General features: G+C 62.4%; 25 protein-coding genes. 6 read left to right on the forward strand and 19 right to left on the reverse strand.

The genetic code is table 11. From position 1 onward, the window contains the following. Positions 1-86: 86 nt before the first annotated feature. The gene (locus ACK8CP_RS06120; RefSeq protein WP_414833682.1) at positions 87-371 is read right to left on the reverse strand and encodes a phasin family protein; all 285 of its coding nucleotides are present in this window, start codon (positions 369-371) and stop codon (positions 87-89) included. Positions 372-1,838: 1,467 nt separating this feature from the next. Between ACK8CP_RS06120 and ACK8CP_RS06125 the strand changes: the two genes are divergently transcribed. Next, positions 1,839-2,429, forward strand: a complete 591-nt coding sequence (locus ACK8CP_RS06125) for an SPOR domain-containing protein (RefSeq protein ID WP_414833683.1) — start codon at positions 1,839-1,841, stop codon at positions 2,427-2,429. 36 nt (positions 2,430-2,465) lie between these two features. On the opposite strand, the gene ACK8CP_RS06130 is transcribed toward ACK8CP_RS06125, so the two are convergent. Together ACK8CP_RS06130 and ACK8CP_RS06135 are read right to left on the reverse strand one after the other, a co-directional pair. Then, positions 2,466-3,158, reverse strand: coding sequence for a J domain-containing protein (locus ACK8CP_RS06130; RefSeq protein WP_414833684.1), 693 nt, complete (start codon positions 3,156-3,158; stop codon positions 2,466-2,468). 7 nt (positions 3,159-3,165) lie between these two features. Beyond that, on the reverse strand, positions 3,166-3,888 hold the full coding sequence (locus ACK8CP_RS06135; protein WP_234627890.1) for a VWA domain-containing protein: 723 nt from the start codon (positions 3,886-3,888) through the stop codon (positions 3,166-3,168). A gap of 105 nt (positions 3,889-3,993) precedes the next feature. On the opposite strand from ACK8CP_RS06135, the gene panC reads away from it, so the two are divergent. Further along, positions 3,994-4,836: a pantoate--beta-alanine ligase gene (gene panC, locus ACK8CP_RS06140; protein ID WP_414833685.1), complete on the forward strand. Its 843-nt coding sequence runs from the start codon at positions 3,994-3,996 to the stop codon at positions 4,834-4,836. Positions 4,837-4,841: 5 nt separating this feature from the next. On the opposite strand, the gene ACK8CP_RS06145 is transcribed toward panC, so the two are convergent. Both ACK8CP_RS06145 and ACK8CP_RS06150 read right to left on the reverse strand, forming a co-directional pair. Then, positions 4,842-5,279, reverse strand: coding sequence for a DUF1489 family protein (locus tag ACK8CP_RS06145; protein ID WP_092812494.1), 438 nt, complete (start codon positions 5,277-5,279; stop codon positions 4,842-4,844). A 143-nt stretch (positions 5,280-5,422) separates the two neighbouring features. Continuing rightward, positions 5,423-6,829, reverse strand: a complete 1,407-nt coding sequence (locus ACK8CP_RS06150; protein ID WP_414833686.1) for an L-serine ammonia-lyase — start codon at positions 6,827-6,829, stop codon at positions 5,423-5,425. A 171-nt stretch (positions 6,830-7,000) separates the two neighbouring features. Here ACK8CP_RS06150 and ACK8CP_RS06155 point away from each other — a divergent pair, with 171 nt between their 5' ends. Further along, positions 7,001-7,240: a Flp family type IVb pilin gene (locus tag ACK8CP_RS06155; RefSeq protein WP_414833687.1), complete on the forward strand. Its 240-nt coding sequence runs from the start codon at positions 7,001-7,003 to the stop codon at positions 7,238-7,240. A 14-nt stretch (positions 7,241-7,254) separates the two neighbouring features. On the opposite strand, the gene ACK8CP_RS06160 is transcribed toward ACK8CP_RS06155, so the two are convergent. From ACK8CP_RS06160 to ACK8CP_RS06190, 7 genes are all read right to left on the reverse strand, one after another. Continuing rightward, entirely contained in the window at positions 7,255-7,851 is a 597-nt protein-coding gene (locus tag ACK8CP_RS06160; protein ID WP_414833688.1) for a DUF2585 domain-containing protein, read from the reverse strand. Between the two features lie 14 nt (positions 7,852-7,865). Next, positions 7,866-9,251: a pyruvate dehydrogenase complex dihydrolipoamide acetyltransferase gene (locus ACK8CP_RS06165; RefSeq protein WP_414833689.1), complete on the reverse strand. Its 1,386-nt coding sequence runs from the start codon at positions 9,249-9,251 to the stop codon at positions 7,866-7,868. A 22-nt stretch (positions 9,252-9,273) separates the two neighbouring features. Continuing rightward, a complete protein-coding gene (locus ACK8CP_RS06170) occupies positions 9,274-9,867 on the reverse strand; it encodes a Uma2 family endonuclease (RefSeq protein WP_414833690.1) in 594 nt (197 codons plus the stop codon). A 48-nt stretch (positions 9,868-9,915) separates the two neighbouring features. Continuing rightward, positions 9,916-10,098, reverse strand: a complete 183-nt coding sequence (locus tag ACK8CP_RS06175; protein ID WP_414833691.1) for a hypothetical protein — start codon at positions 10,096-10,098, stop codon at positions 9,916-9,918. 145 nt (positions 10,099-10,243) lie between these two features. Then, a complete protein-coding gene (locus ACK8CP_RS06180; RefSeq protein ID WP_234627882.1) occupies positions 10,244-11,686 on the reverse strand; it encodes a pyruvate dehydrogenase complex E1 component subunit beta in 1,443 nt (480 codons plus the stop codon). An 11-nt stretch (positions 11,687-11,697) separates the two neighbouring features. After that, entirely contained in the window at positions 11,698-12,624 is a 927-nt protein-coding gene (gene pdhA, locus ACK8CP_RS06185; RefSeq protein WP_234629320.1) for a pyruvate dehydrogenase (acetyl-transferring) E1 component subunit alpha, read from the reverse strand. 356 nt (positions 12,625-12,980) lie between these two features. Then, complete coding sequence (locus ACK8CP_RS06190) at positions 12,981-13,304, reverse strand: FtsB family cell division protein (protein ID WP_234627881.1); 324 nt, start codon at positions 13,302-13,304, stop codon at positions 12,981-12,983. Between the two features lie 403 nt (positions 13,305-13,707). On the opposite strand from ACK8CP_RS06190, the gene ACK8CP_RS06195 reads away from it, so the two are divergent. Further along, the gene (locus ACK8CP_RS06195; RefSeq protein ID WP_414833692.1) at positions 13,708-14,478 is read left to right on the forward strand and encodes a class I SAM-dependent methyltransferase; all 771 of its coding nucleotides are present in this window, start codon (positions 13,708-13,710) and stop codon (positions 14,476-14,478) included. A 44-nt stretch (positions 14,479-14,522) separates the two neighbouring features. Here the strand turns inward: ACK8CP_RS06195 and eno are convergent, their stop codons facing one another. The 7 genes from eno to tpiA all read right to left on the reverse strand — a co-directional run bounded on the left by eno (position 14,523) and on the right by tpiA (position 21,614). Continuing rightward, on the reverse strand, positions 14,523-15,800 hold the full coding sequence (gene eno, locus ACK8CP_RS06200) for a phosphopyruvate hydratase (protein WP_414833693.1): 1,278 nt from the start codon (positions 15,798-15,800) through the stop codon (positions 14,523-14,525). Positions 15,801-15,913: 113 nt separating this feature from the next. Next, the gene (locus ACK8CP_RS06205) at positions 15,914-16,390 is read right to left on the reverse strand and encodes a hypothetical protein (RefSeq protein WP_414833694.1); all 477 of its coding nucleotides are present in this window, start codon (positions 16,388-16,390) and stop codon (positions 15,914-15,916) included. 51 nt (positions 16,391-16,441) lie between these two features. Further along, positions 16,442-17,305 (reverse strand): 3-deoxy-8-phosphooctulonate synthase, encoded by an 864-nt coding sequence (gene kdsA / locus ACK8CP_RS06210; RefSeq protein WP_414833695.1) that lies wholly within the window; start codon positions 17,303-17,305, stop codon positions 16,442-16,444. Next, positions 17,302-18,162, reverse strand: a complete 861-nt coding sequence (locus tag ACK8CP_RS06215; RefSeq protein WP_414833696.1) for a VOC family protein — start codon at positions 18,160-18,162, stop codon at positions 17,302-17,304. Before ACK8CP_RS06215 ends, kdsA begins: the two co-directional genes overlap by 4 nt. 93 nt (positions 18,163-18,255) lie before the next feature. Further along, a complete protein-coding gene (locus ACK8CP_RS06220) occupies positions 18,256-19,884 on the reverse strand; it encodes a CTP synthase (protein WP_414833697.1) in 1,629 nt (542 codons plus the stop codon). A gap of 133 nt (positions 19,885-20,017) precedes the next feature. Then, complete coding sequence (gene secG, locus ACK8CP_RS06225) at positions 20,018-20,782, reverse strand: preprotein translocase subunit SecG (protein ID WP_414833698.1); 765 nt, start codon at positions 20,780-20,782, stop codon at positions 20,018-20,020. 67 nt (positions 20,783-20,849) lie between these two features. After that, positions 20,850-21,614, reverse strand: a complete 765-nt coding sequence (gene tpiA, locus ACK8CP_RS06230) for a triose-phosphate isomerase (RefSeq protein WP_414833699.1) — start codon at positions 21,612-21,614, stop codon at positions 20,850-20,852. 158 nt (positions 21,615-21,772) lie between these two features. Between tpiA and ACK8CP_RS06235 the strand changes: the two genes are divergently transcribed. Then, positions 21,773-23,632 (forward strand): SurA N-terminal domain-containing protein, encoded by a 1,860-nt coding sequence (locus ACK8CP_RS06235; RefSeq protein ID WP_414833700.1) that lies wholly within the window; start codon positions 21,773-21,775, stop codon positions 23,630-23,632. A gap of 1 nt (position 23,633) precedes the next feature. Beyond that, positions 23,634-25,142, forward strand: coding sequence for an anthranilate synthase component I (gene trpE, locus ACK8CP_RS06240; RefSeq protein ID WP_414833701.1), 1,509 nt, complete (start codon positions 23,634-23,636; stop codon positions 25,140-25,142). Positions 25,143-25,170 lie beyond the last annotated feature (28 nt).

Raw genomic sequence — 25,170 nt, forward strand, 5'->3', positions numbered from 1 at the left:
CGTGAACCGCACTCCCACACAAAAAAAGCCCGGCCAGCGGCCGGGCTCTAAACATCCTGAAAGGATGAGACTTTGATCGATCGCCCTCAGGCGCGCTTTGCAGCGAAGTCCTCGAACGGCTTGATCATGTCGCGGGCGAGGTCGACGTAGAGCTCGCCGATGCGGGTCGCCTGAGCAACAGCACCCTCGTAGCTCGACCGCGCATATTGCGTCTGGGCTTCGATCGCTTTGTCGAGCGAATTGACGCCCATCAGGCTTTCCACGTGAGCCGCCGTATCCTCGAACGACTTCTTGGAATAGTCCGCCGTTTCCGCGGCAATGGCCTGCATCCGCTTCGACACAAGGCCGAAGCTCTGCATTGCTTTGTCCATGCCGAGCGTGCTCATTTTCTGCAAATCTTCAAATGCGGTTGGTCATACAAAACCCAGAGTAAGGGGTAGGCGGGCGCCTATATACGCGAGGCCTCACTGCGGCTGCAGTAGACACATGCATTGTATAATATGTGCGGTGCAAAGTTTGCACGATATGTTGCACACCACACATGAAAACTACTGGCTTCCTTGCAGTTCACTGAGTCGAGGCGCACGTTGCATTCGCAACACACACTACACGGGTGCCAGGTGCAAAACAGCGTGCAGAGCCGGTAGGGGCGAGCGTGCGTCGTGCGGGATCATGCGTCGGGGCAAGGGTGCATAAGCGTGAGTGTGAAGGCGACAGAATAACGAGTTCCGTGCGGTTACAGTCTCGGCGAACAGAAGTCTGTGAGCAGTGTGTGTGTGTACACAGAGAATGAGCAATATTGCACGGGCGGGTGACGTGTGTTCTACAATATTCACCGAGTTCGCAAGAGACATACGCGATTAGGACATGGTGAGTGACATCGCTCGTGGAGCGTGAGTGACCGTGGGTGCTCGTACGTAGTGCTACGTGCGCGAGATGAGCTCGCTTGATCCTGCGTCCTGACGAGATGGCATGACGCTGCGGGTATCCTCGTTGAGGAGGCTCGACAGCGGTGCGCGTTAGTCTTCGATGAGTCTAAGACGAAGGGGTGACGCTACGACGTTCTCAAGAGTCGACATGCGTTGGTCGTATCGTACTACAGCGGTTAATATGCTCATGATAGCGTCGTTTCAGTAGCTCGAAGCGAGCGGGCAGTACGGTGGCGGGTTGAAACCGCACATCACAGGCTCGCATGCGTGATATCGCGCGCAAGCGACGGTCGCTGGTGGACGATCTGAGGACATGAGTCGAAACAGACGGCGTTCGCAAGCGGCTATAGAAACGACTAGAGAGGAGTTCGAGAGCAGGTAGCAAGGCCGGAGATGGTCTGCTACGGGATACTGAGCGGCAACGACGTCGGTTACAACCCGGAATATATGAGCTCGTGATAATAACAAGACAATTACGGTTTACGCGCACGACATGCGATGTTGGCCGAATACGGACGATTTATATTGATGGCCGAGGTGAGCGCACGAATGTCACGAGGAAACAAGAGCGATTTCTCGGCGAGATAACGCAGAACGGTTCAAATCTGTAAACTCTATATGGTGAGGCGACGGATCGGGGTAGATCGCCAGTATTCATAGGCGGTTGAACGCAGAGGTGGGATCTACATGTACGGACGGGTTGTACTAGGCGAGGATTGACTAATAGCGGGTCTGGGGACGTCAATTAGGAGTCGAATACTCAGACCGATGCTCCGATAAGCTAAGGCTATTCAGGAGCGGATGAGTAGTTGGCTATGTTACCGCGGAGCTGATCGTAGCCCAGGTTTTGAGGACACGGTGGTCGGCTGAATATGAGCGAGGGGAGCGCGTCCGACGCTGGCACCTACGATGGCTTTCGCTTCGGCCGCTTCGGGCATCAGCAGCGGCGACTCAGCGCAGGCAGCGATCCTCGCCGTCTCCGCCCCTGCCAACAGGCCCGCAGCGCCGCGGCAGATCGCAAGCGGCTACGACCCGATCGCCGCACGCATCGAGGAAGCGACCGAGGTCGCCCGCCTCGCCTATGCATCCGACGCTGCCGGAGAAGATCCGATTGCCGCCCTCACGCGGATGGCAGACCGTCGCGCCGCGGCTCTTGGGGAACCCGCCTTGCATGCCGCTGAGGGTGCGGCAGACGAGGAGCCGCTCGTTTCGGTCCGCACCCGCAGGGGCTATTCGGAACCGCGTCTTGCGCCTGGCGGATGGCACATCCAGATCGGCGCAACGCCGAGCGAAGAAGGTGCACGCACCCTCCTGGACAAGGCCAAGCGCAATGGCGGAACGGTGCTCGCGTCGGCGACCCCGTTCACGCAGCCGGTCGAAAAGAGCGGTGAGACGCTCTACCGCGCCCGCTTCGCCGGCTTTTCCGGGAAGAACGAAGCCCGCGCTGCCTGCGCAAGCTTGAAGCGCAAATCCTTCTCCTGTCTCGCCCTGCCGAACTGACCCCGTCCTCTGGAGTGTTCGTTGCGTAAACGGAGTTCAGCGGTGTTCTCTCAAAAGCCTCTCTTTGGCTTGGTTGATTCTGGCAGCCAAAGCGGCGGAGCCGCCGCGGTCGGGATGGACCTGCTTCATCAGCCGGCGATGGGCTTGGCGGATTTCCGCCTCGCCGGCGCCCGCCTGAAGCCCCAGAATATCATAGGCTTCCTGCGTGCTCATTCCGCTCGCGCTGCTCGTCGTGCCTGCCCCCATGTCGGCATCAGCCTGCATGTCGTCTCGCCATCGGGGATGCGCCCGGTCGAGATAACTTTCCAGAAGCCTGAGTGATTCCGGGTCGCCCTTCATATCGCGGGCGACCACGGTCAGTTCCTCAAACGCGAGTTCCGACAACAGCCGCCCCTCAAAGCGCCCGGCGAGAACCGTGCCATCCAACTCACCGGTTGCATGATCGAGTGTCATTTCGAGCCCGGCGGAGCGCACAGTAGACCGGTGGCCTCCTGCCCCTCCCCGCCGCGACCAGCTCTTGCGCAAAAGCGAGAACGCAAAGATCGCAACCGGCAGGGCGAACGCGAACTGGCCCACGATCAAAAGGCCGAGGGCAACGAGCCCTAAAGCGATCCCCGCCCCCAGACGCAACGTCCCCGCAAGCCTTGCCGGAGACGCCGTCAAGAAGACGCGAAAGAGCAGATAGATCGCGGCGACAGCCGCGATCAGGATGAAAAGGCCTCTGATCATCGTCGGTTCACTTCAGCGATGGCAGCAGCCGACGGGCCGCAGACGAGCCCGATGCTTCGAGGGCTTTGAGGCCACCTGCCGCATAAGTCGCGACCGCCCCCAGCAGATCTTTGAGCTCTGACGCAGAGGCTGAATTGAACGGCAGATAGGCGCCGCGCGTCAGGCGCGCGATCTCGCGGAAGGCCGCTTCGGCACGTGGGTCCCGCCCTTCGTGAAACATGAACGCGCGCACGCCGAGGAGACCGAGTTCACCCGCGATATTCGACAATTCATCGACCTCCTCTTCCATCGCATCGCCCACATAAACGAGAGCGGCAATCGGCCTCTTCTCGGTCTCGCGACGGGTGTGCGCGAGCACTTTCTTGATCTGTGTCTTGCCGCCACGGCAGCCGATCCCGACCATCAAGTCCCGCAAGGCCGCGGGGTCGGCAACCCAGCGGGAGGCCCGGCATTCGCCGAAGCCGCGAAAAAAGACAAGCTGTACGGTCAGCCCGCCGACATCGGCCGCGGCCTTGAACATTTCGGCCTGCAAGCCGCAGGCGAGATCCCATGTGGGCTGACGGCTCATCGTGGCATCGAGCGCAAAGACCAGGCGGCCGCGCGCATCGCCGCTCACCGGTGCAAGGCTGTTCGCCTGTTTCAAAAATGCGTCGATTTCGCCGCGGCTCGAGCGGCTTTTCTCAGACGGAAGATCCCGTCCGGGGGTCGTGATGTCTTTGCCCTTGGTCATCGCCTTGCGCATCTCCTTTTCGCAGGATGTGGTCTGCGCGGCACCTTGCGCAAGTCAGCATGGCCGATTACCGCTTCGGCAGCTTTCACATATCCGAGGATCGACGTGCATCCCGATATCGCGACGAGTATCGCCAATCTCAGGGACCGGATCGACAGCTGGCGTGCCGCTGACGAAACGATCGCGCTGGTGCCCACGATGGGCGCCTTGCATTCCGGTCATCTCCAACTCGTGGAGCTTGCGGCAGAACGCTGCGACCGGGTGGTGGTGAGCATCTTCGTCAATCCGACGCAGTTTGGACCCGAAGAGGATTTCTCTCGCTATCCACGACGCCCGGAAGCAGACCTGGAAGCGCTTGGAAGGGTCGGCGTGCCGTTGGTTTTCGCGCCGAGTGCCGAGGAAATGTATCCCGCAGGCTACGCCACGACGATCAAAGTGGCCGGACCGAGCGAAGGGCTGGAGAGCGATTTCCGCCCACATTTCTTCGAGGGTGTCGCCACCGTTGTCTCAAAGCTTCTGATCTCGTGCTTTCCCGACGAGGCGGTGTTCGGTGAAAAGGACTATCAGCAGCTCCTCGTCGTCCGGCGGCTGGTGAGCGATCTGAGGCTGCCCACGCGCATCGTTGCGGCGCCGACCGCACGTGAGGCCGACGGGCTCGCCCTGTCCTCGCGCAACGCCTATCTGAGCGCTGAAGAACGCCGGAGGGCACCGCTGATCTATTCCTCGCTGCAAGGGGCAGCAGACGCTCTGCGTGCAGGTGCCCCGGCCGCCAGCACTGTCAATGACGTCCAAGAGCGGCTGCGTGAGGCGGGTTTTCGCGTCGACTATATTTCGCTCCGACACAGCGAGACATTGCAGCCGCTCGCAGAGCTCTCGGACGGTCCGGCCCGCCTCCTGGCAGCCGCCTGGCTGGGGGGCACGCGTCTCATCGACAATATCGCGGTCTAAAGCGCTTACAGCAGGCCGAGCGCCGCCAGCTCGCCACGCAGCTCTGCGGGAAGCTCCCCGAAGCCGTCGACATCGCCGCCGAGATCGGCAGGAGCATCTTCAGGCTTCAGATAGCGCCATCCCTGGAAGGCACGCCGGGGCTGCCAGGCCGTCGGCACCAACTCCGGATCGAGCACGAGACGGCAACGCTGAACGCCTTCGCTGTCCTGAAAGACGCGGATATCCGAGAGGCGCTGACGAACCTGCACATTGCCTTTGATGACCCAGTAGAGGGAGCCGCCGGCCAGAAGTTCGTCGCGGCGACGCGGCACCATGCGCGTCACATGAGCATGCTCGGCCGGCTCGCCAGCTCGCTCGCGCTCAGCGAGTCGCCGTTCGATCCAGTCCTTCAGGTCGTCGATTGATTCCGCGCCCACACAGAGCTTCAGAAGATGCAGCGCCATCCCTTCGATTTAGTCCCGACGGCGTCGTCCGTGAAGGGGAAAGCCGGCACCCTCCCCAGCTTCAACAGTCGCTTCAGGCTAAAATCGTACGATCGGGGCTACGCACCAAGTCACGACCCGCATGGGCACGCAGAGCCGAGGCGTCAGCACTCGATGACGTTGACCGCGAGACCGCCCTTCGAGGTTTCCTTGTACTTCTCGTGCATGTCGCGGCCGGTCTGACGCATCGTCTCGATACACTTGTCGAGGGGGACGAAATGGTCCCCGGTGCCGCGCATGGCGAGAGACGCGGCGGTGACGGCTTTCACCGCCCCAAGCGCATTGCGCTCGATGCAGGGGACCTGAACGAGCCCCGCAATCGGATCGCAGGTCATGCCGAGATGATGTTCAAGCGCGATCTCGGCGGCGTTCTCGATCTGCGCATTCGTCGCGCCGAGAGCCGCAGCAAGCCCCGCAGCGGCCATCGCCGAGGCCGAGCCCACCTCCCCCTGACAGCCGACCTCAGCGCCTGAGATCGACGCGTTGTGCTTGATGATGCCGCCGATCGCTGCCGCCGTCAGAATGAAGGTGCGCACGCCTTCCCGCGATGCTCCGATACAATGGTCGAGATAATAATGGACGACCGCCGGCACGACCCCCGCCGCCCCGTTCGTCGGGGCGGTGACGATCTTGCCGCCGGCGGCGTTCTCCTCGTTGACTGCCATGGCATAGACGCTCAGCCAGTCCATCACGCGGTGCGGCTGCAGCGCGTTGGCCCCGCTCTCATGCTGCAGACGATCATGGAGTTCGCGCGCTCTGCGCTTGACGCCAAGGCCACCGGGCAAATCGCCCTCGCCCGAAAGCCCGCGCTCCACCGAGGCGCGCATCTCGTCCCAGATGCGCTCCAAGCCCGAGACAAGAGCCCGGCTCTCCTGCCCTCGCGCGAGTTCGTTTGCCTCTTTCATCTCTGCGATACTGAGCCCCGAGCTCTCGCCCATCGCCAGCATCTCCCTGGCGCTTGCAAAGGGATAGGGCACCGGAGACGTGTCGGTGACCGGCGAATCGTTCGCGGAAGTGCGCGCCAATTCCTCGTCGGTGACAACGAAGCCGCCACCGACAGAATAATAGATCTGCTGCACGAGCCGGCGCCCATCGGCGGCGAAGGCTGAAAACCGCATGCCGTTCGCGTGGCCAGGGAGCGGGGTGTCGAAGTCGAAGACGAGGTCTTTTCCGGGATTGAACTGGTAGGCCGGGTGCCCCGGCGGGGTCACCATCCCGGTTTCGTGAACCCCTGCAATGATCTCATCGATGCGGAATGGATCAATGTCTCGAGGGCTCTCGCCCATCAGGCCAAGAAGGATCGCGCGGTCGCTGCCGTGGCCTTTGCCTGTGAACGCGAGCGAGCCGTGCAGGCTGACGGCGAGCCGCGCTGGCTCGACACCGGCAGGGCGCGGCCAATCGCCGTCGCGGATGAGGTTGAGAAAGCGTCCCGCCGCCACCATCGGCCCCATCGTGTGCGACGACGACGGACCAATGCCAATTTTGAAAATATCGAAAACCGAAAGAAACATTCGGGACCTCTCATACAGCAACACGCTACCTCAGCCTGCTGCATGCAACGTTCTGGGCGCGACAAAAGCTGCCGCACCATTTTCCGCGCATTTTCATCGTTTCCGGCAACGCGCGGTTTACCATCGTGCAAGGCTTCTTCTCTATCTTGTGGAGAACCCAGGGGGATGGGCATGCGCGATTCCACAAGACGATTCTGGCGCGACGACGCCGGCAACAGCACGAGCGAATATGCGCTGATTGCAGCGCTGATCGCCGTCGTCTCAGTCGCCGGTGTCAAGCTCACCAGCTATAGCCTCGACCAACTCGCGACGGAACTGGCGATGCAGAGGATGGATGCCGGAGCGCTTGTGGCGGCAAGAGACGAGCGCGACGATACCATTATCACCGGCTCGATCCGCCCCTCCAGATAGCTTCCGCCGAGCTTTTAAAGAGGTGCCGCGCCCGCCTGCCACTCGCGCACCGCATCGAGCGGCCACAACAACATCAACACATTCAAAGTGAGATTGTCGCGGATCAGCCATCCGACCACGATCTCCATCGCGACGGCAATCAACACGGTCGCCCATACGGGCAATATGCGGGCGAACCAGAATCCCGCCATCATCGCCACGATATCCGACAGAGAATTGAGGACGCTGTCGCCATTGTAGCCGGCAGCGATCGTCACCTCGCGGTAGCGATCGATGATCCAGGGCGAGTTTTCGACAATCTCCCAGGCCGCTTCGACCAGAGTCGCCAGGACCAAACGCACTCCGATCGGCCTGACCACCGACCAGTTCCGGGCCAGGAGCCACAGCGCACCGTAAAACAAGAAGCCGTGGATGATATGCGAGGGCGTATACCAGTCTGACAGGTGCTGGGAATTCCCCGGCCCGTTCGGGTCGCCGTACCAGAGATCGACACGGCCACATTCGCAAATCGGGATTCGCCCCATGGCGAGGAGGATGGCGGCCGTCAGGGCAAGGATGCCTGCAACCGCCAGTCCCGCCCGCAATTGCGGGCGGTCACTTATGACACGCATCAACTCCGTGCCGCTCAGATCAGCAACGTCATGGGGTTCTCGATATAACGCTTGAAAGCGGCAAGCATCTCGGCTCCCAGCGCACCGTCCACGGCGCGATGGTCCGTCGACAATGTCACCGTCATGATCGAGGCGACCGTGACCCTGTCGTCGCGGACGACGGCGCGCTTTTCGCCGGCGCCGACGGCCAGGATGGTCGCGTGAGGCGGGTTGATCACGGCCGCAAAATCACGGATGCCGTACATGCCGAGATTGGAGACGGCAGTCGTTCCACCCTGATATTCCTCAGGCTTCAACTTCCGCTGCCGCGCGCGGCCCGCCATATCCTTCATTTCGTTGGAGATGACAGAGAGGGTCTTCTTCTCCGCATCGCGGATGACCGGCGTGATCAGGCCGCCCGGAATCGAGACGGCGACGCCGACATCGGATCCCTTGTGCTTCAGCATCGCTTCTTGCGTCCAGGTGACGTTCGCCTCCGGCACGGCCTGCAGCGCCATAGCCATCGCTTTGATGACGAAGTCGTTCACAGACAGCTTATAGGCCGGCTTGTCGTCGATAACGGGTGCGGCCGCATTGATCTCGGAACGCAGCTTCAGGAGCGCATCGATCTCGCAATCGCTTGTCAGATAGAAATGCGGGATCGTGGTCTTCGCTTCGACCAGGCGGCGGGCAATGGTGCGCCGCATGGAATCGTGCGGCACGACTTCGTAGCTGCCCTCGGCGAACATTTTGCGGATCTGCTCGTCGCCCATACCGGCCGGTGCCGGCGTCTTCGGCGCGGATGCGGGTGCCGTTTCTGCGGCAGCCGGGGCAGCGGCCTGGCCTTCCCCCTTTTCGACCGCTTCCTCGATGTCGTGTTTGACAATACGCCCGTGAGGGCCGGAACCCGAAAGCGCCGACAGATCCAGGCCCTTCTCCTTCGCGAGGCGCTTTGCCAGCGGCGAGGCAAAAATTCGGCCGGACGACTTGTCGTTCGACTTCTCCGTCTCGTGAGATGGCTTCGGTTTGTCCGCAGCGTCGGCGTCATGCAGGCCCTCGCGCGGGACGGCTTCACCGCCCTCAGTCTCTTTCGGTTCCGGAGGCGAAGCATCAGCCCCCTTGCCGTTTGCGGAGGCCGAGGCTTCCTCTGCCGGAGCTTCCACGGCATCTGCGTCCTCGCCCTCTTCGGCGAGAATGGCGATCACATCGTTGACCGCGACGTCCTCGGTTCCCTCGCTGACCAGGATCTTGGCGACCGTGCCCTCATCGATGGCTTCCACTTCCATGGTCGCCTTGTCAGTCTCGATCTCGGCAATGACATCGCCCGGAGCGACCGCATCGCCCTCCTTGACGTGCCATTTGGCGAGATTGCCCTTCTCCATGGTGGGCGACAGGGCGGGCATCAGGATATTGATCGACATAAACCGGTTCTCCGGAAATTCTTTATTGCGCGTTGGGCGAGACTTCGCCCTCGACATCGAGCGGCCAGAGCGCGCTCAGCGGAAACGTCATGACGTCAAACGGGGGCGCAGCGACATCGTCCCCGTCGCGGAAGGTGCCGACGAGCAGCCAGCTGTCGCCGGCGAGCGCGAAGACCTCCAGAACCTTGGAGCGCGGGTCGAGCAGCCAGAGATGCGAGACACCGGCACCGGCATAAATCCTGCGCTTCGACACCCGGTCATAGGTTTCGGTCGAGGCCGAGATCACCTCGCAAACCCAGTCCGGCGCCGTCTCCAGATATGCCGTCTCAGGCAGCACCGACAGGCGCTCGCGGCGCCACCCGGCGATATCCGGCACGACAACGTCCCGCCCCAAATGCAGCTCAGGTTCAACGAGGAAGATCCAGCCGCCGGGACCGCCACGGCCTTTTTGGAACGGGCCGGTGACCTCGTACGATAGAAGATTCGCCGCAGCAGCGTGCCGAGGTGTCGGCCTTGGATGCGTGACGAGCGTCCCGTCGATGATCTCGGCGACGAGATGCGACGGGACCGCCTGAAGATCGGCGTAGGTCGCCTGTCTTTCCGCGGGCTCAGCCATCGCTCGTTTTCAGCTCCCGACAATACGCCGACATCTCGACTTTCCCACTCAATACCGAAACCTAAAGCCCTGGTTCTCACCCTCGGCCTGTTGTTCCATCTGAACGCAGCCCTGGAGGGTGGAATAGGAGCCCTTTCCGCCGAATTTCGCGACGTCGATGCAATAATCCCTCATACCATCATCGAGCTCGTTCCATTGGCGTTTCAGCGCGTCGTAGGCAGTCTGCTCCATCTGGTAGCAACCCTGGAGTGTCGTTTGGCTGAAAGAACCGCCGAAATTTGCGACCTCTCGGCAATAAGCCTCGACGTCGAAACGGGGAGGATCAGCCAGAGCGGGGCCAGCCAAGAGAGCCCCGCCCAACACTCCGAATGCCAGCCTAGTCGGCATAGCTCACCGCTTTCACCGCTTCGACCACCTCCTTGGCGCTCGGCAGAGCGAGCTTCTCGAGGTTGGCGGCATAGGGCATCGGTACATCCTTGCCGGTCACCGACAAGACCGGCGCGTCCAGATGATCGAAGGCCTTCACCATCAGCTGCGAGGCGATCCAGGAGCCGATCGAGTTCTGCGGCCAGCCTTCTTCCACCGTCACACAGCGATTGGTCTTCTTCACGGAACGGATGACCGTCTCGATATCGAGCGGCCGCAACGTTCTGAGGTCGATCACTTCGCAATCGATGCCTTGTTCGGCCAGTTGCTCCGCCGCCTTCAAGGCGTGGGTCATGCCGATGCCGAAGGAGACGATCGTCGCATCCGAGCCTTTGCGCGCGATTTTCGCCTTGCCGATCGGCAGGACGAAATCATCGAGCTTCGGAACAGGAAACGACTGGCCGTAAAGAATCTCGTTTTCCAAGAAGATCACGGGATTTGGATCACGGATCGCCGCCTTCAGAAGCCCCTTCGCGTCGGCCGCCGTATGCGGCTGGATGACTTTGAGGCCCGGGATCTGCGAATACCAGGCCGCGTAATCCTGGCTGTGCTGCGCAGCAACGCGAGCCGCGGCACCGTTCGGCCCACGGAAGACCATCGGGCAGCCCATCTGACCGCCTGCCATATAAAGCGTCTTCGCGGCCGAATTGATGATCTGATCCATCGCCTGCATGGCGAAGTTGAAGGTCATGAATTCCACGATCGGCTTCAGGCCGGCAAACGCGGCGCCCACCCCGAGGCCGGCAAAGCCATGCTCGGTGATCGGCGTATCGATGACGCGGCGAGCTCCGAACTCGTCGAGGAGCCCCTGGGTGACTTTGTAGGCACCCTGATATTCGGCCACTTCCTCGCCCATGACGAAGACATCGCCATCGCGGCGCATCTCCTCGGCCATGGCGTCGCGCAGCGCCTCACGCACAGTCTGTTCTTCGAACTCGGTGCCTTCGGGCACGTCCGGATCTTCTGGCGGCTCGGCTTTGTCCATCGCCACGAGCACGGAGACGGGTCCGTCCTTGCGGCCGAGCTTTTCGTCCTCCTTTTGAGGTTCCTTCCCCTTAGCCTCCGGCTCCGGTGCCGCGGGAGCGGAGCCGCCATTGGCCTTGCCTCCCTTGTCTCCAGAGGGGGCTTTTTCGAGATCGCTTTCGTTTTCGTCCTCGCCGAGCAACAGCGCGATCGGCGTATTGACCTTGACGGCGTCGGTGCCCTCTTCGACGAGAATTTTGGCAATCTTGCCCTCGTCGACGGCTTCCACCTCCATCGTCGCCTTATCGGTTTCGATCTCGGCGATCACATCTCCGGCGGCGACCTCGTCGCCCTCCTTCACCGTCCATTTGGAGAGTTTTCCCTCCTCCATGGTCGGCGACAGGGCCGGCATCAAAATCTCGGTCGGCATTCAGCAGGGCCTCACGCTTCTACGTACACGTCCGTCCACAATTCGGACGGATCGGGCTCGGGATCGTTCTGGGCGAATTCCGCCGCTTCGTTGACGACACCGCGAATTTCCTTGTCGACGGCCTTCACGTCATCTTCGCTCATGCCGTGGCTTTCCATCAGCCGCTTCTTCACCTGCTCGATCGCATCGTGTTCGGTGCGCATCTTCTGCACCTCCTCCTTCGAGCGATATTTGGCCGGATCCGACATCGAATGGCCGCGATAGCGGTAGGTGAGCATCTCGAGGATCATCGGGCCTTTGCCGGAGCGGGCATGCTCGGCGGCAAAATCACCGGCGGCCTTCACGGCCCGCACATCCATCCCGTCCACCTGGTGGCCCGGGATATCGAAGGATTCGCCCCGCTTGCACAATTCAGTCGTAGCCGAAGCGCGCGCCACCGATGTGCCCATGCCGTACTGATTGTTCTCGATCACGTAGATGACGGGAAGGCTCCAGAGCTTCGCCATATTGAAGCTCTCGTAGACCTGTCCCTGATTGGCTGCGCCATCGCCGAAATAGGTGATCGAGACGCAATCGTTCTCGCGATAGCGATTCGCGAAGGCGAGGCCCGTTCCGATCGGCACCGAGGCGCCGACGATGCCATGTCCGCCGAAGAAGTTCTTCTCCCGCGAGAACATATGCATGGAGCCGCCCTTGCCGTGCGAATAGCCACTGCGACGACCCGTCAGCTCCGCCATAACGCCTTTTGGGTCCATACCTGTCGCAAGCATGTGCCCATGGTCGCGATAGGTGGTGGTGACCTGATCCCCCTCCTTCAACGCCATTTGCATGCCGACGACGACGGCCTCCTGGCCGATATAGAGATGGCAGAATCCGCCGATCAGGCCCATGCCGTAAAGCTGGCCAGCCTTCTCCTCGAATCGCCGCACGAGAAGCATCTCGCGATAGGCTTTCAGATCCTCGTCCTTGGAAAAGACGATCGGATCGAACGCCGACTTCTCAGCGGTCTCGGTGTTCGGCCGCTCGGCCGTTGCACCTACCGGGGGATTTCCGTTCTCATTCGCCTTCCCGCGGGTCTTCGCGGAAGAGTTTTGCGAGCGCGAGCGTGACCTACGCTGGCCGGTCCCCGTCTGTGACGGGGTCTTGGCTGCCGCCATTCCAGTCCTCCTGAAATTTCTGCCGCACACTATTACGGGAAAATGGGCGGGGAAACCCGTTTCGCAAGACAGGCAGGGTTGCATGCCGTCCCACGGACCGGAGGAAGAGGAAAAAGCGCCTCGACAAAAGCCGATGCTCAGCTGCCGTCGGCAGCGTCGTAAATCACAATATCTGTGGGATGAACGAGATTGAGGGCCTGACGTGCGCGCTCGTCGAGCATATCGCGGTCGAGGCTGTCTGGACGCAGAAGAGCGACCCGGCGCTCAAGCTTGGCGCGCTTCGCAAGCAGCTCATCGAGCTCTTTGTTGAGATCGACCTTGCGCGCTTCGAGCGTCTCCAGCGCCTCCAATCCGTAATGCCCTTCAACGGCATGATAGGAAAAATAGGCGAGCACAAGGAGGCAGCCCAACGGAAGGGCAAGCGGCTTAAGCTTCGACTGTTTACGCTGCCGGGTTGCCATCGGCCGCTCTACCCCAACGCTCACTCAGACTGGAGGTGATCGGCGGGGACGTACGCAGAACCCTTCCGTCCCCACGAGTTGGACACTAGAGACCCAGGGTAAAGAAACGGTGTGACAGCCGGTATTGGAGTGTCCCAAATCGGGGCGTCTTTCTTGCCATCACGTTAAGACATCGACGCCGATGGCGCGGATGCCCGGCACCCTTTCGTCTCGCTTCATTCCCACAATCGCCCGCATTTCCGGCGCCTTCTTCAACGCCTTTCAGCCGGAGCCGCCATGAGCGTGGCGACCTCCTCCGTCATCATGCGTTCAGAAAGGAGGAACAAGGAGACTGGATTCGCGGCCGCATCTGACGGCATATGACGCATGCGTGCCCAAAAAGCCCGATTGAGAGGGACCTCCCATGGCCTCGAGCATGTCACAGAACGTACTCATCGACCGCCAGTTCGGCATTCGCGCCGCGTCATATGTGGCAAGCGCCGTGCATGCGAGCGGCTCCGATCTTGCCTATCTGTCCGAGCGCATCGCCGAGCTTAACCCGGAAACGGCCATCGATCTTGGTGCTGGCGGCGGGCATGTCAGCTACACGATGGCGGGATTCGCGCGCCGCGTCGTCGCCTGCGATCTCTCCCAGGAGATGCTCTCTGCCGTGGCGGAGACGGCACGAAATCGCGGACTTCCCAATATCGAGACGCAAGTTTGCGACATCCACGCCCTGCCCTTCGCCGATGGCGAGGCGGACTTCGTCGCAAGCCGCTTCAGCGCCCATCACTGGACCGATCTTCCAGGCGCGCTACGGGAGGCGCGTCGTATACTGAAGGAAGGCTCGACGGCCATTTTCATGGATGTCGTCTCTCCGGGCACGCCGCTCCTCGACACGCATTTGCAGGCGGTGGAGCTTTTGCGGGACCCGTCGCATGTGCGCGACTATTCAATCTCAGAATGGCTGCGAGAACTGCAGAGCGCGGGCTTCTCGCTTCGCCGCAGCATGGGCGCGCGACTGCGGCTCGACTTTGCGTCTTGGGTGGAGCGCATCGGAACCGAACCGGAATTCTCGTCCGCGATTCGTCTCCTGCAAAAGTCGGCGAGCGGCCATGTCTCCCGCCACTTCGCCATCGAGGACGACGGCTCATTTACGATCGATACGGCCGTTTTCGAGGTTCTCGCGGCCTGAGTTTCGAAGGCCCGCCACGCTACGCGCAGCGGGCCTTCGGAAGATCACTTCTTCAGAACTGCGCGGCCGGCATAATGCGCGGAAGCGCCGAGATCCTGCTCGATCCGGAGAAGCTGATTGTACTTCGAGGTCCGATCGGCGCGCGCCAGCGAACCCGTCTTGATGCGTCCGCAATTGGTGCCGACGGCCAGGTCGGCGATCGTCGCGTCTTCCGTCTCGCCGGAGCGATGCGACATGACGGCGGTGTAGCCGGCGAAATGCGCCATTTCGACCGTCTCCATCGTCTCGGTCAGCGAGCCGATCTGGTTGACTTTGACGAGGATCGAATTGGCGATGCCATCGTCGATACCACGCTTCAGGCGCTTGACGTTGGTCACGAAGAGGTCGTCACCGACCAGCTGGCATTTGTCGCCCAGCTTGTCCGTCATGATCTTCCAGCCGTCCCAGTCGTCCTCGGCCATTCCGTCTTCGATCGAGACGATCGGATAGCGAGCGACGAGATCGGCATAATAGTCGACCATCTCGGACGGTGAGAGCGTGCGCCCCTCGCCTTCCAGCACGTATTTTCCGTCCTTGAAGAACTCGGATGATGCCGGATCGAGCGCGAGGTAGACATCTTCGCCCGGCTTGTAGCCGGCTGCCTCGATCGCCTTCACGACAAAACCGAGCGCTTCGTCGGTCGAGGCGAGCCCCGGCGCGAAACCGCCTTCATCACCGACATTGGTGTTGTGTCCGGCATCGTGAAGGGACGCCTTCAGGCGGTGAAAGATCTCGGAGCCCATGCGGAGCGCGTCGGCAAAGGTGTCGGCGCCGACCGGCATGATCATGAATTCCTGGAAATCGATCGGGTTGTCGGCGTGCGCACCACCATTGACGATGTTCATCATCGGCACCGGCAAGGTGCGCGCCGCGACGCCGCCCACATAGCGGTAAAGCGGCAGGCCACGGGCAGCCGCAGCCGCCTTGGCAACGGCAAGCGACACGCCCAAAATGGCGTTGGCGCCGAGCCGGCCCTTGTTCTCCGTGCCGTCGAGCTCGATCATGGCGCGGTCGATGGCGATCTGCTCCTCGGCCTCGCGGCCGCCGATCGCCTGAAAAATCTCGCTGTTGACCGCCTCGACGGCCTTCAAAACGCCCTTGCCGCCGTAACGGGACTTGTCGCCGTCGCGCAGCTCATGGGCCTCGTGTACGCCGGTCGAGGCACCGGACGGCACCGCAGCGCGTCCCGTCGAACCGTCCTCGAGAAGCACGTCGACCTCTACGGTCGGGTTGCCACGGCTGTCGAGGATTTCGCGGCCGATAATGTCTATGATCGCAGTCATATGGGATCCCCCTTCAGGGCGTTTTCCTATTCGATGTGAGCGCGCAACAAAAGCCCCCTGGCGGCAGAGCTGCCGCGCAGCTCACGCCCTTCGGTGCGCGTGTCGCGGACCTTTTAGCTCGACCGTCCGAGATCGTCAGCGCAGAAGAACGACGTCTCACCGCGATAGGTGACGACGACACGTTTGGAGGCCGCACAGCCTTCAGACGGCCAATCAACCCAAAAATGCGGACTTTGCCCGGTGGCCATCCGAATATCGTGGCGGGGAGCATCGATTGCCGGTGTCGTCTGCACATCGGCCTGCCGCCCCATCAGGAAGGCCGCGGACACAAGGGAAATCGCGAGAGCGACCGGAACGAGAAGCACGCGCATCAATACCAACCCATTTTCGTGTCGATCTTGGCCGGAGTTGATCTCACCCAACCATTCGCGGCCCCACGCTAAGGGAGATGGCGAATCCGCACGAATGAAAAAAAGATAATAAAAGCCTGTCGGCAAACGGCCGCATTTCGCCGGAACGTGCAGCGTTTGGCCCGATCTCGTCAAAGGTTTGGAGGCAATACGGCGCGGCCCGGACCAGCGTTCCGGCATCTCGGCATGGAAAAGGCACGGCCACGTTTTCGCCGCGGCCGTGACGAGACCTTACCTACCGCTCGGCGAGGCTTTCACCACAGCATCGAGCGCCATCAGCCGTTCAAGCATCGCTTCCATGTCAGAAAGCGGCACCATGTTCGGCCCATCAGAGGGCGCGTTGTCGGGATCCTGGTGCGTCTCGACAAAGAGCCCGGCGACGCCCACCGCGATTGCCGCGCGGGCAAGTACCGGCACGAAGCGGCGATCGCCCCCTGAGGAGCCGCCCTGCCCGCCCGGCTGCTGCACCGAATGCGTTGCGTCGAAAATGATCGGCGCTCCGGTCTCCGCCATTTGCGGCAACGCGCGCATGTCGGACACCAGGGTATTGTAACCGAAGGAAACGCCTCGCTCGGTCAGAAGGACGTTTGGATTGCCACTCGCCATGAGCTTGGCAACAACGTTCTTCATGTCCCAGGGCGCCAGAAACTGGCCCTTCTTGACGTTCACCACCCGGCCGGTCTCCGCGGCGGCGATGAGGAGATCCGTCTGCCGGCACAGGAAGGCCGGGATCTGCAGAATGTCGACGACCTCGGCGACTTCGGCGCATTGCCTGCGCTCATGCACGTCGGTCAGAACCGGCAGGTCGAGCTCCTTGCGGATGTCGGCGAACACCGGCAACGCCGCCTCCAGCCCGATGCCCCGGCGCCCGGAGAGGCTCGTGCGGTTCGCCTTGTCGAAGCTCGTCTTGTAGACGAGGCCGATCCCGAGCCGTTGCGTCATCTCTTTGAGCGCGCCCGCCATATCGAAGGCGTGATCGCGGCTCTCCATCTGACAGGGTCCCGCGATGAGCGAAAACGGCAGGTGATTGCCGAAGCTGACGCTGCCGGCTTCAACAACCGCATTGGGGACTAGAGGTTGCACGGTGTCATTCATCGGTTTTCCACGAAGGCAAGGACGGTTCCGAGGCCTGGGGCAGATGGCACGACAAGCCGCTCTGCAGTGCGCATCCCGTCCGACGCAAACTCGCGCGTCTTCTCGAGATTGTCGACCAGGACCTCGAAGGCCGCGAAGACGAAGCCGTCGCCTGGATCGGGAGCTGTGACGCCGTAACGGTTTTCAAAGCCCGCCGGCGTCATGAGAAGCAGCCTCTGCGAACCAAGCTCCGCCTCGACGAGAAACGACGTCGCGCGCAGCTCACGCTGTCCGGTCGCCGCCGACAGGAAGACGTGGAAGTCGGCCGGATTCTTTGCAACGGCTGCGACGGCGACGACACCGTCCGCTCCGTTCGGATGGTCGCAATAGCGCGTGCCGGTATTCACACTCATGCCGACGGGCTGACAGACGAAGATCGCGGCCTCCGGCGCTTTCGGGTCGGCCGCGAAAGCAAGGCGCACCCCATACTCGGTTTCTTCGCCAGCATCGTTGCGCGCCTTGCCGACGAACGAAAAGAGATCGCCGACGCCAAAGCCTTTTTGCCGGTAGACGTCCAGAGCATCCTCCGCATCGTCGCCCTTCAAGGCCAGCATCGCGAAGCCTTCCGGGGCACGTGCGCTCGCCTTCGCGATCCTGTCGAGGAAGACGAGCCCTTCGGCGATCCCCTTGTCGACCACGGCCTGATCGAGCGTCGCAATCGGCTCCAGATAGGTGCGGTTCTTGAAGAACACACGCGCATTGCCCGTGCCGAAAGGATGCCGCGCCTCCGGCGAGACCTGGAAGCCGAGCTCGGTCAGGCGCTCTCGCGCCGTAGCGAGCGCGGCAACCGGCAAGACGAGGTGATCGATCGGACGCATGGTGGTCTTTCGGCAATCATTTCAGGACCGCAGGCATAGGCGCCGGCAAACGCTCGGACAAGCGCGGCACCCGAACGGCCCGCGCCTGCGAGATCAAACCAGCCGGCTCTGCTCCACGGCCGCGGCGATGAAGGACGCAAAGAGCGGATGCGGCTCGAACGGACGCGATTTCAGCTCCGGATGGTACTGCACGCCGATGAACCAGGGATGCGAGGCGAGCTCCACCGTTTCCGGCAACAGCCCGTCGGGCGACATTCCGGCGAAGGTGAGCCCCGCCTCTTCCAGCCGCTTTCGGTATTCGATGTTCACCTCGTAGCGGTGGCGATGGCGCTCGGAGATGTTTCTGCGGCCATAGATCGACGCGATGCGGCTTCCCTCAGACAGAGAGGCCGGATAGGCGCCAAGTCGCATCGTGCCGCCGAGATCGCCCTGCTCGGCCCGCTTCTCGAGCTGATTGCCCTTCAGCCATTCCGTCATCAGGCCGACGACCGGTTCGTCGGTCGCCCCGAACTCCGACGAATTGGCGTTCTCGATGCCGGCCATGTTTCTGGCCGCTTCGATCACCGCCATCTGCATGCCGAAGCAGATGCCGAAATAAGGCACCTTGCGCGTGCGGGCGAAGGTCGCCGCAGCGATCTTGCCTTCTGCTCCGCGCTCACCGAACCCGCCGGGGACGAGAATGCCGTTGACGCGCTCGAGCCAGGGGGCGGGATCTTCCTTCTCGAAGATCTCGCTCTCGATCCATTCGAGATTGACCTTCACCTTGTTGGCGATGCCGCCGTGGGACAACGCCTCGCTCAGCGATTTGTAGGCGTCCTTCAAGCCCGTGTATTTGCCGACGATGGCGATGGTCACCTCACCTTCCGGATTGTGGATGGTGTCGGAGATGTCCTGCCAGCGCGTGATCTCCATGCCGCGGGCATAGTCGATGCCGAAGGCGGCCAGCACCTCGGCGTCCAGCCCTTCGCGATGGTAGACGAGCGGCACATCGTAAATCGAGCCGACGTCTTCCGCCGTGATCACCGCGCTCTCGCGCACATTGCAGAAAAGCGCGAGCTTGCGCCGCTCTGCGGCCGGGATCGGGCGGTCGCAGCGCACCAGGAGAATATCGGGCTGAATGCCGATCGAACGCAGCTCCTTCACGGAATGCTGCGTCGGCTTCGTCTTCAATTCGCCGGCCGCCGGAATGAACGGCATCAGCGTCAGATGGATGAAGATCGCCTGACCACGCGGCAGCTCGTTGCCGAGCTGACGGATCGCCTCGAAGAACGGCAGGCCTTCGATGTCGCCGACGGTTCCGCCGATCTCGCACAGAACGAAGTCGTAATCTTCGTTTCCGTCGAGGACGAATTCCTTGATGGCATCCGTCACGTGCGGGATCACCTGAACGGTGGCGCCGAGATAGTCGCCACGCCGCTCCTTGGCGATGATTTCCTGATAAATCCGCCCGGTCGTGATGTTGTCCTGCTGATTGGCCGAGCGACCGGTGAAACGCTCGTAATGGCCAAGATCGAGATCGGTCTCAGCGCCGTCGTCGGTCACGAAGACCTCGCCGTGCTGATAGGGGCTCATCGTACCCGGATCCACATTCAGATACGGGTCGAGTTTGCGGAGGCGGACCTTATAGCCACGGGCCTGCAGCAGCGCGCCGAGCGCTGCGGATGCGAGACCTTTGCCGAGGGAGGAGACCACGCCGCCGGTGATGAAGATGTACCGCGCCATGGGCCTCAACGCTTACCTAAGCTGGAACGATTCGTGGAGTCGAAAATGAAACAGCCGTGCAGAAGGGCACGGCTGTGACGCAAAGGCACCACCGCCGCGGTGAACGCGGCGGGTGCCCAAGAGACAAACAGCATTACTGGGCCGAGCCTCCGAGCGGCTGAGCCGGATTCTCCGAACCAGCCGAATTGTCGGTGCCCGACTGGGCGTCTTCGCTCGCCGGAGTTTCTGCGCCGGAGGGCGCAGCCTCGCCCGAAGGCGTCGCCTCCGTCGCCGGGCTATCCGCGCTGTCGTCCGCCGATGATGCGTCCGACGGAGCATCCGAAGGCGCCGTCTGCGCCGGGGATGTCTGCGCCGGGGATGTCTGTTCAGGAGACGTCTGCTCGGGCGCCGTTGCGTTCGGGGCCGTTTCGGCAGGAGCCTCGGAGGGCGTTTCAGCCGGAGGTGTCTGCGGGCCGGAAGTCGCGGGCGACGATGGCTGCATCGGCTGCGGAGAGTTCGACAAGCTCTTCAGAGCGTCGAGGACACCCGGTCCGTCCTGCGCTCCGCTCGGCGCGCTCGGAGGCGTTACGGGCTGACCGCCGGACGTGTCTGCAGGCGCTGCGGGCGCATTCGGCTCGGTGGTCGTCGCGGGTGCGACAGGACGGTTCTGCAAGCGTTCGAAGATGTCGCTCGGCCCGGTATCGAGCCTCGCCAGGACCGTCAGCCCGATCGAAGTCGCGAAGAACGCCGCAGCCAGAATTGCGGTCGAGCGCGTCAGAAGATTGCCGGCGCTGCGGCCGCTCATCATGCCGCCGCCCCCGCCGATGCCGAGCGCACCGCCTTCCGAGCGCTGCAGGAGTACAAGGGCGATCATGGCCAAAACCACCATCAGGTGGATGACGATCACAACAGTAGTCATCAGATCAATTGCCGTTTTTGGAATTTGGTCGGCCTTCTACACGAGGCCGGTGTCGACTTAAAGGCGGTTAGGCCGCTTCTGCTGCCGCAGCCGCTTCGGCGATCGCCAGGAAGCTCTCAGCCTTGAGGCTCGCGCCGCCGACAAGACCGCCATCAACGTCGGCGATGGACATGATCGCTTTGGCGTTGTCCGGCTTCATCGAGCCGCCGTAGAGAATCGGAACACGGTGGCCCGCCTCGCCGTAGCGCTTCACCAGATGTGCACGAATCTGGCCGTGCATGGCGCCGATATCGGCCTCCGTCGGCACACGGCCGGTGCCGATCGCCCAGACCGGCTCATAGGCGACGATCAGGTCTTCGTTCTCCTGGGTGGGAAGAGCATCCGGCAGGGAGGCGGCGAGCTGTTCTTCCACCACGGCCTCGGCACGGCCCGCATCCCGCTCCGCTTCGACTTCGCCGACGCAGACGATCGGCGTTAGGGCAGCGCGCCATGCAGCATCGACCTTCGCGCGCACCTGTTCGTTGGTCTCGCCATGATCCGTGCGGCGTTCCGAATGTCCGAGAATCACTGCGCGCGCACCCGCGTCGTGCAGCATCTCGGCGGCGATATCCCCAGTATGCGCGCCTGAGGCTTTCGCATGGCAGTCCTGGCCACCGAATTCGAGAGGCGTGCCAGCGCAATGCATGGCCATGCGTGCAATCAAAGTCGCGGGCGGGCAGACCATGGAAACGACTTTGCCGGTCCATCCGCCGACGCCGTCTCCGATCGAACGGGCCTCATGAAGGCTCTCCGAAAGGCCGTTCATTTTCCAATTGCCGATCACCCATTTCATGATGCGTCGTCCCTGTGGGTTGAAGTGGCGGCGGCGCTGTGCTTGGCAGGGCACCGACCGATGCCTATGATGCGCGGGCCGGGCGCTCTTGCCCGGCGTTTTTGTTGGGCCGAGGGTGTTCCATGCTCGATCGAATGCGTCAAGCGACAAGCGGCTGGATGGCCAAGCTGCTCCTGGGGCTGCTGGTAGTCAGCTTCGGTATCTGGGGCGTGGCGAACCAGTTCAGCGGCTATGGCCGGGGCACGCTTGCCTCTGTCGGTGACGAAGAGGTGACGGCGGTCCAGTTCGACCGCGCGCTGCGCCAGCGCATGCAGCAGTTCTCGCAGCAGATGAACCAGGTGATGACGATGGAGCAGGCCCGCAACATCGGCCTGCCTCAACAGGTTCTCTCGCAGCTAGTCTCAGAAGCCGCCCTCGACGACCAGGCCTCGCAATACAATCTCGGCGTCTCCGACGATAAGCTCGCTCAGGAGATCGCCTCCGATCCGACGTTCCAGGGGGTTGGTGGCCGCTTCGACCGGCAGCGCTTCCGGACCCTCCTCGCCAATGCGGGACTGCGCGAGGAAGACTATATCGCCGATATGCGCGAGCGCATGGTGCGCCGGCAGATCGCCTCCGCCATAGCCGGTGACGTCAGCGCGCCGAAGCCGATGCTCGATGCCTTCTACCGCTATCAGAACGAGGCGCGGACGATCTCGTACGTGACCGTCGATACCAGCGCGATCGAGCCGGTGGGCGAGCCGGACGACGCAACCCTTCAGGCTTTCTTTGAGGACAATCAGTCGCAATTTCGGGCACCGGAATACCGCTCCCTCGGCATCATCGCGCTCGAGCCTTCCGCCATCGCCGACCCTGCCTCCATTTCCGAGGAAGATGTCAGGAAAGAATACGACAGCCAGTCTCAACGCTTTTCGACGCCCGAGCGCCGGCGCGTTCTCCAGCTGCGGCTCAACGATCCTGAAGATGCCAAGAAGGCTGCCGACGAAATCTCCTCCGGCAAGACGCTCGAGGAGGTTGCAAGCGAGAGAAATCTCACAGCCGTTGACCTCGGCCTGAAATCAAAGGCCGAAATCGTCGACCAGAGCGTCGCCGATGCCGCCTTTGCCGCCGATGAAGGGGCAACGGTTCCGGTCCTGGACGCCCGTCTCGGGCCGGCAATCATCAAGGTGGTGAATGTCGAAGAAGGCTCCACCCAACCGTTCTCCGCGGTCGAGCCCGAACTGCGCAAGGAGATGGCCGAGCGCCAAAGCTCCAACGAGGTTCTTTCGCTTTACGACCAGATCGAGGACGAACGCGCCGGTGGCGCAACGCTCCAGGAAGTCGCGCAGAAGCTCAACCTTCCCTACCAGAAGATCGATGTTGTTGCCGCGGACGGGACCGGGCCGGACGGAAACGAGATCTCCGTCCCAGGTGGCCGGGATCTGATCGCCGACGCCTTTCAAAGCGATGTCGGGCTCGAGAACGACCCGATCCACGTCGGCACGAACACGTTCTATTTCTACGACGTGACCGAGACCACACCCGCTCGCGACCGCGCGCTCGATGAGGTTAAGCCGGACGTCGTCGCCGCATGGCAGGCCGATCAACGCGCCACACGTATCCGCGACCGCGCCAATGCCCTGTTCGACCGTCTCAAGAGCGGGACACCGCTATCCGAGATCGCGTCCGAAATCGGCAAAGACGTCGAGACGGCGGAAGCTGTGACGCGCACGGCCTCGCAGCAGCCCGACAGCCCGCTCAGCCCGAATGCCGTCGCGCAAGCCTTCGCCGGGCCGCAGAATCACGTGGCCAACGCGGAAGGAAAAGATCCGCAGAACCGGATCCTCCTGCACGTCGACAGTGTCACCGTGCCCGCGTATTTCGAGGAAGCGGCAGGAGCCACGCAATTGCGGGACAGCCTCGGGGAAGCCATCGCCGGCGACCTCTTGCAGGCCTACAATGCCCATCTGATCAACGAGCGATCGATCTCCGTCAATCAGGCGATCTACGGGCAGTTCGTTGGAGAAAGCCAGCAATAACATGCAAGTCGAGCCAGCCTTCGGCGCCTTCGAGCAGCTTTACAGCGAGGGCAAAGCGCAACTGCTTTATACCCGCCTCGTTGCCGATCTCGAGACACCCGTCTCCGCCTTTCTGAAGCTCGCCGCCGGGCGCGCCAATTCCTTCCTCCTGGAATCGGTCGAAGGCGGTGCTGTGCGGGGGCGCTATTCGATGATCGGGCTTCAGCCTGATCTCATCTTCCGGGCGGAGGGAAGCCAGGCCGCAATCGCACGCGCGCCCGATCTTGACGATTTTATCCCGCTCGACGAACCGCCGCTGCAGGCTCTGCGCACCCTCCTTGCAGAAAGCCGGGTCGATGTGCCGGAGGGTCTGCCTTCGATGGGCGCCGGTGTCTTCGGCTATCTGGGCTACGACATGGTGCGTCAGATGGAGCGTTTGCCGAACGTTCCGCCGGACAGCCTCAACCTGCCTGACGCCGTCTTGATGCGTCCGCAGGCCGTTGTCGTCTTCGATGCCGTCAAGGATGAACTCACCGTAGTCACGCCCGTCAGGCCGACACCCGGCGTCGCGGCGCGGGCGGCGTATGAAACAGCCGTCAACCTTCTCACGGAAATCGTCGACGCGCTCGACCGACCGCTGGAGCGCGGAGTCGAAACGGCCGACGTGCCGCTCGCTTCGGACACCACTTCGAACACCACTCCGGAAGCCTACAAAGAGAAGGTTCGCCGCGCGAAGGAATATATCGCCGCCGGAGACATCTTTCAGGTGGTGCTGTCGCAGCGTTTCGAAACGCCCTTCCCGCTTCCCGCCTTCTCACTCTACCGCGCTCTGCGGCGGGTCAATCCGGCACCGTTTCTGTATTTTCTCGATTTCGGCGGCTTCTCCATCGTCGGCTCGAGCCCTGAGACCCTGGTGCGGGCGCGCGCCGGCAAGGTCACCATCCGGCCGATCGCAGGCACGAGGCCGCGCGGCGCCACTTCGGCGGAGGATAAGCGTCTCGGCGAAGAGCTTCTGGCAGACCCGAAAGAACTCGCGGAGCATCTCATGCTCCTCGATCTCGGGCGCAACGATGTGGGGCGGGTCGCCGAGATTGGTTCGGTGCACGTGACCGACAAATTTTTCCTCGAGCATTACAGCCAGGTGATGCACATCGTCTCCAACGTGGAAGGCGATCTGCGCAAGGATTGCGACGCGATCGATGCCCTCGCCGGCGGCTTTCCGGCCGGCACCGTTTCCGGAGCACCAAAGATTCGGGCGATGCAGATCATCGACGAATTGGAAGAATCGAAGCGCGGTCCTTACGCCGGCTGCGTCGGCTATTTCACGGCCGATGGCGACATGGATACCTGCATCGTCTTGAGAACCGCGGTCGTCAAAGACGACACCATCTATGTTCAGGCCGGGGCCGGGATCGTCGCCGATTCCGACCCGGATTCAGAACAGGCGGAATGCGTGAACAAGGCGAAAGCGCTTTTTCGGGCGGCCGAAGAGGCGCGCCGCTTCGCCAACCAGGCCGGCCGCGGACAATAGCGCGTCTCCGACATCTGAGAGGCCACTT

Source organism: Afifella sp. YEN Y35, from assembly GCF_047553465.1.
Lineage (GTDB): Bacteria > Pseudomonadota > Alphaproteobacteria > Rhizobiales > Afifellaceae > Afifella > Afifella aestuarii.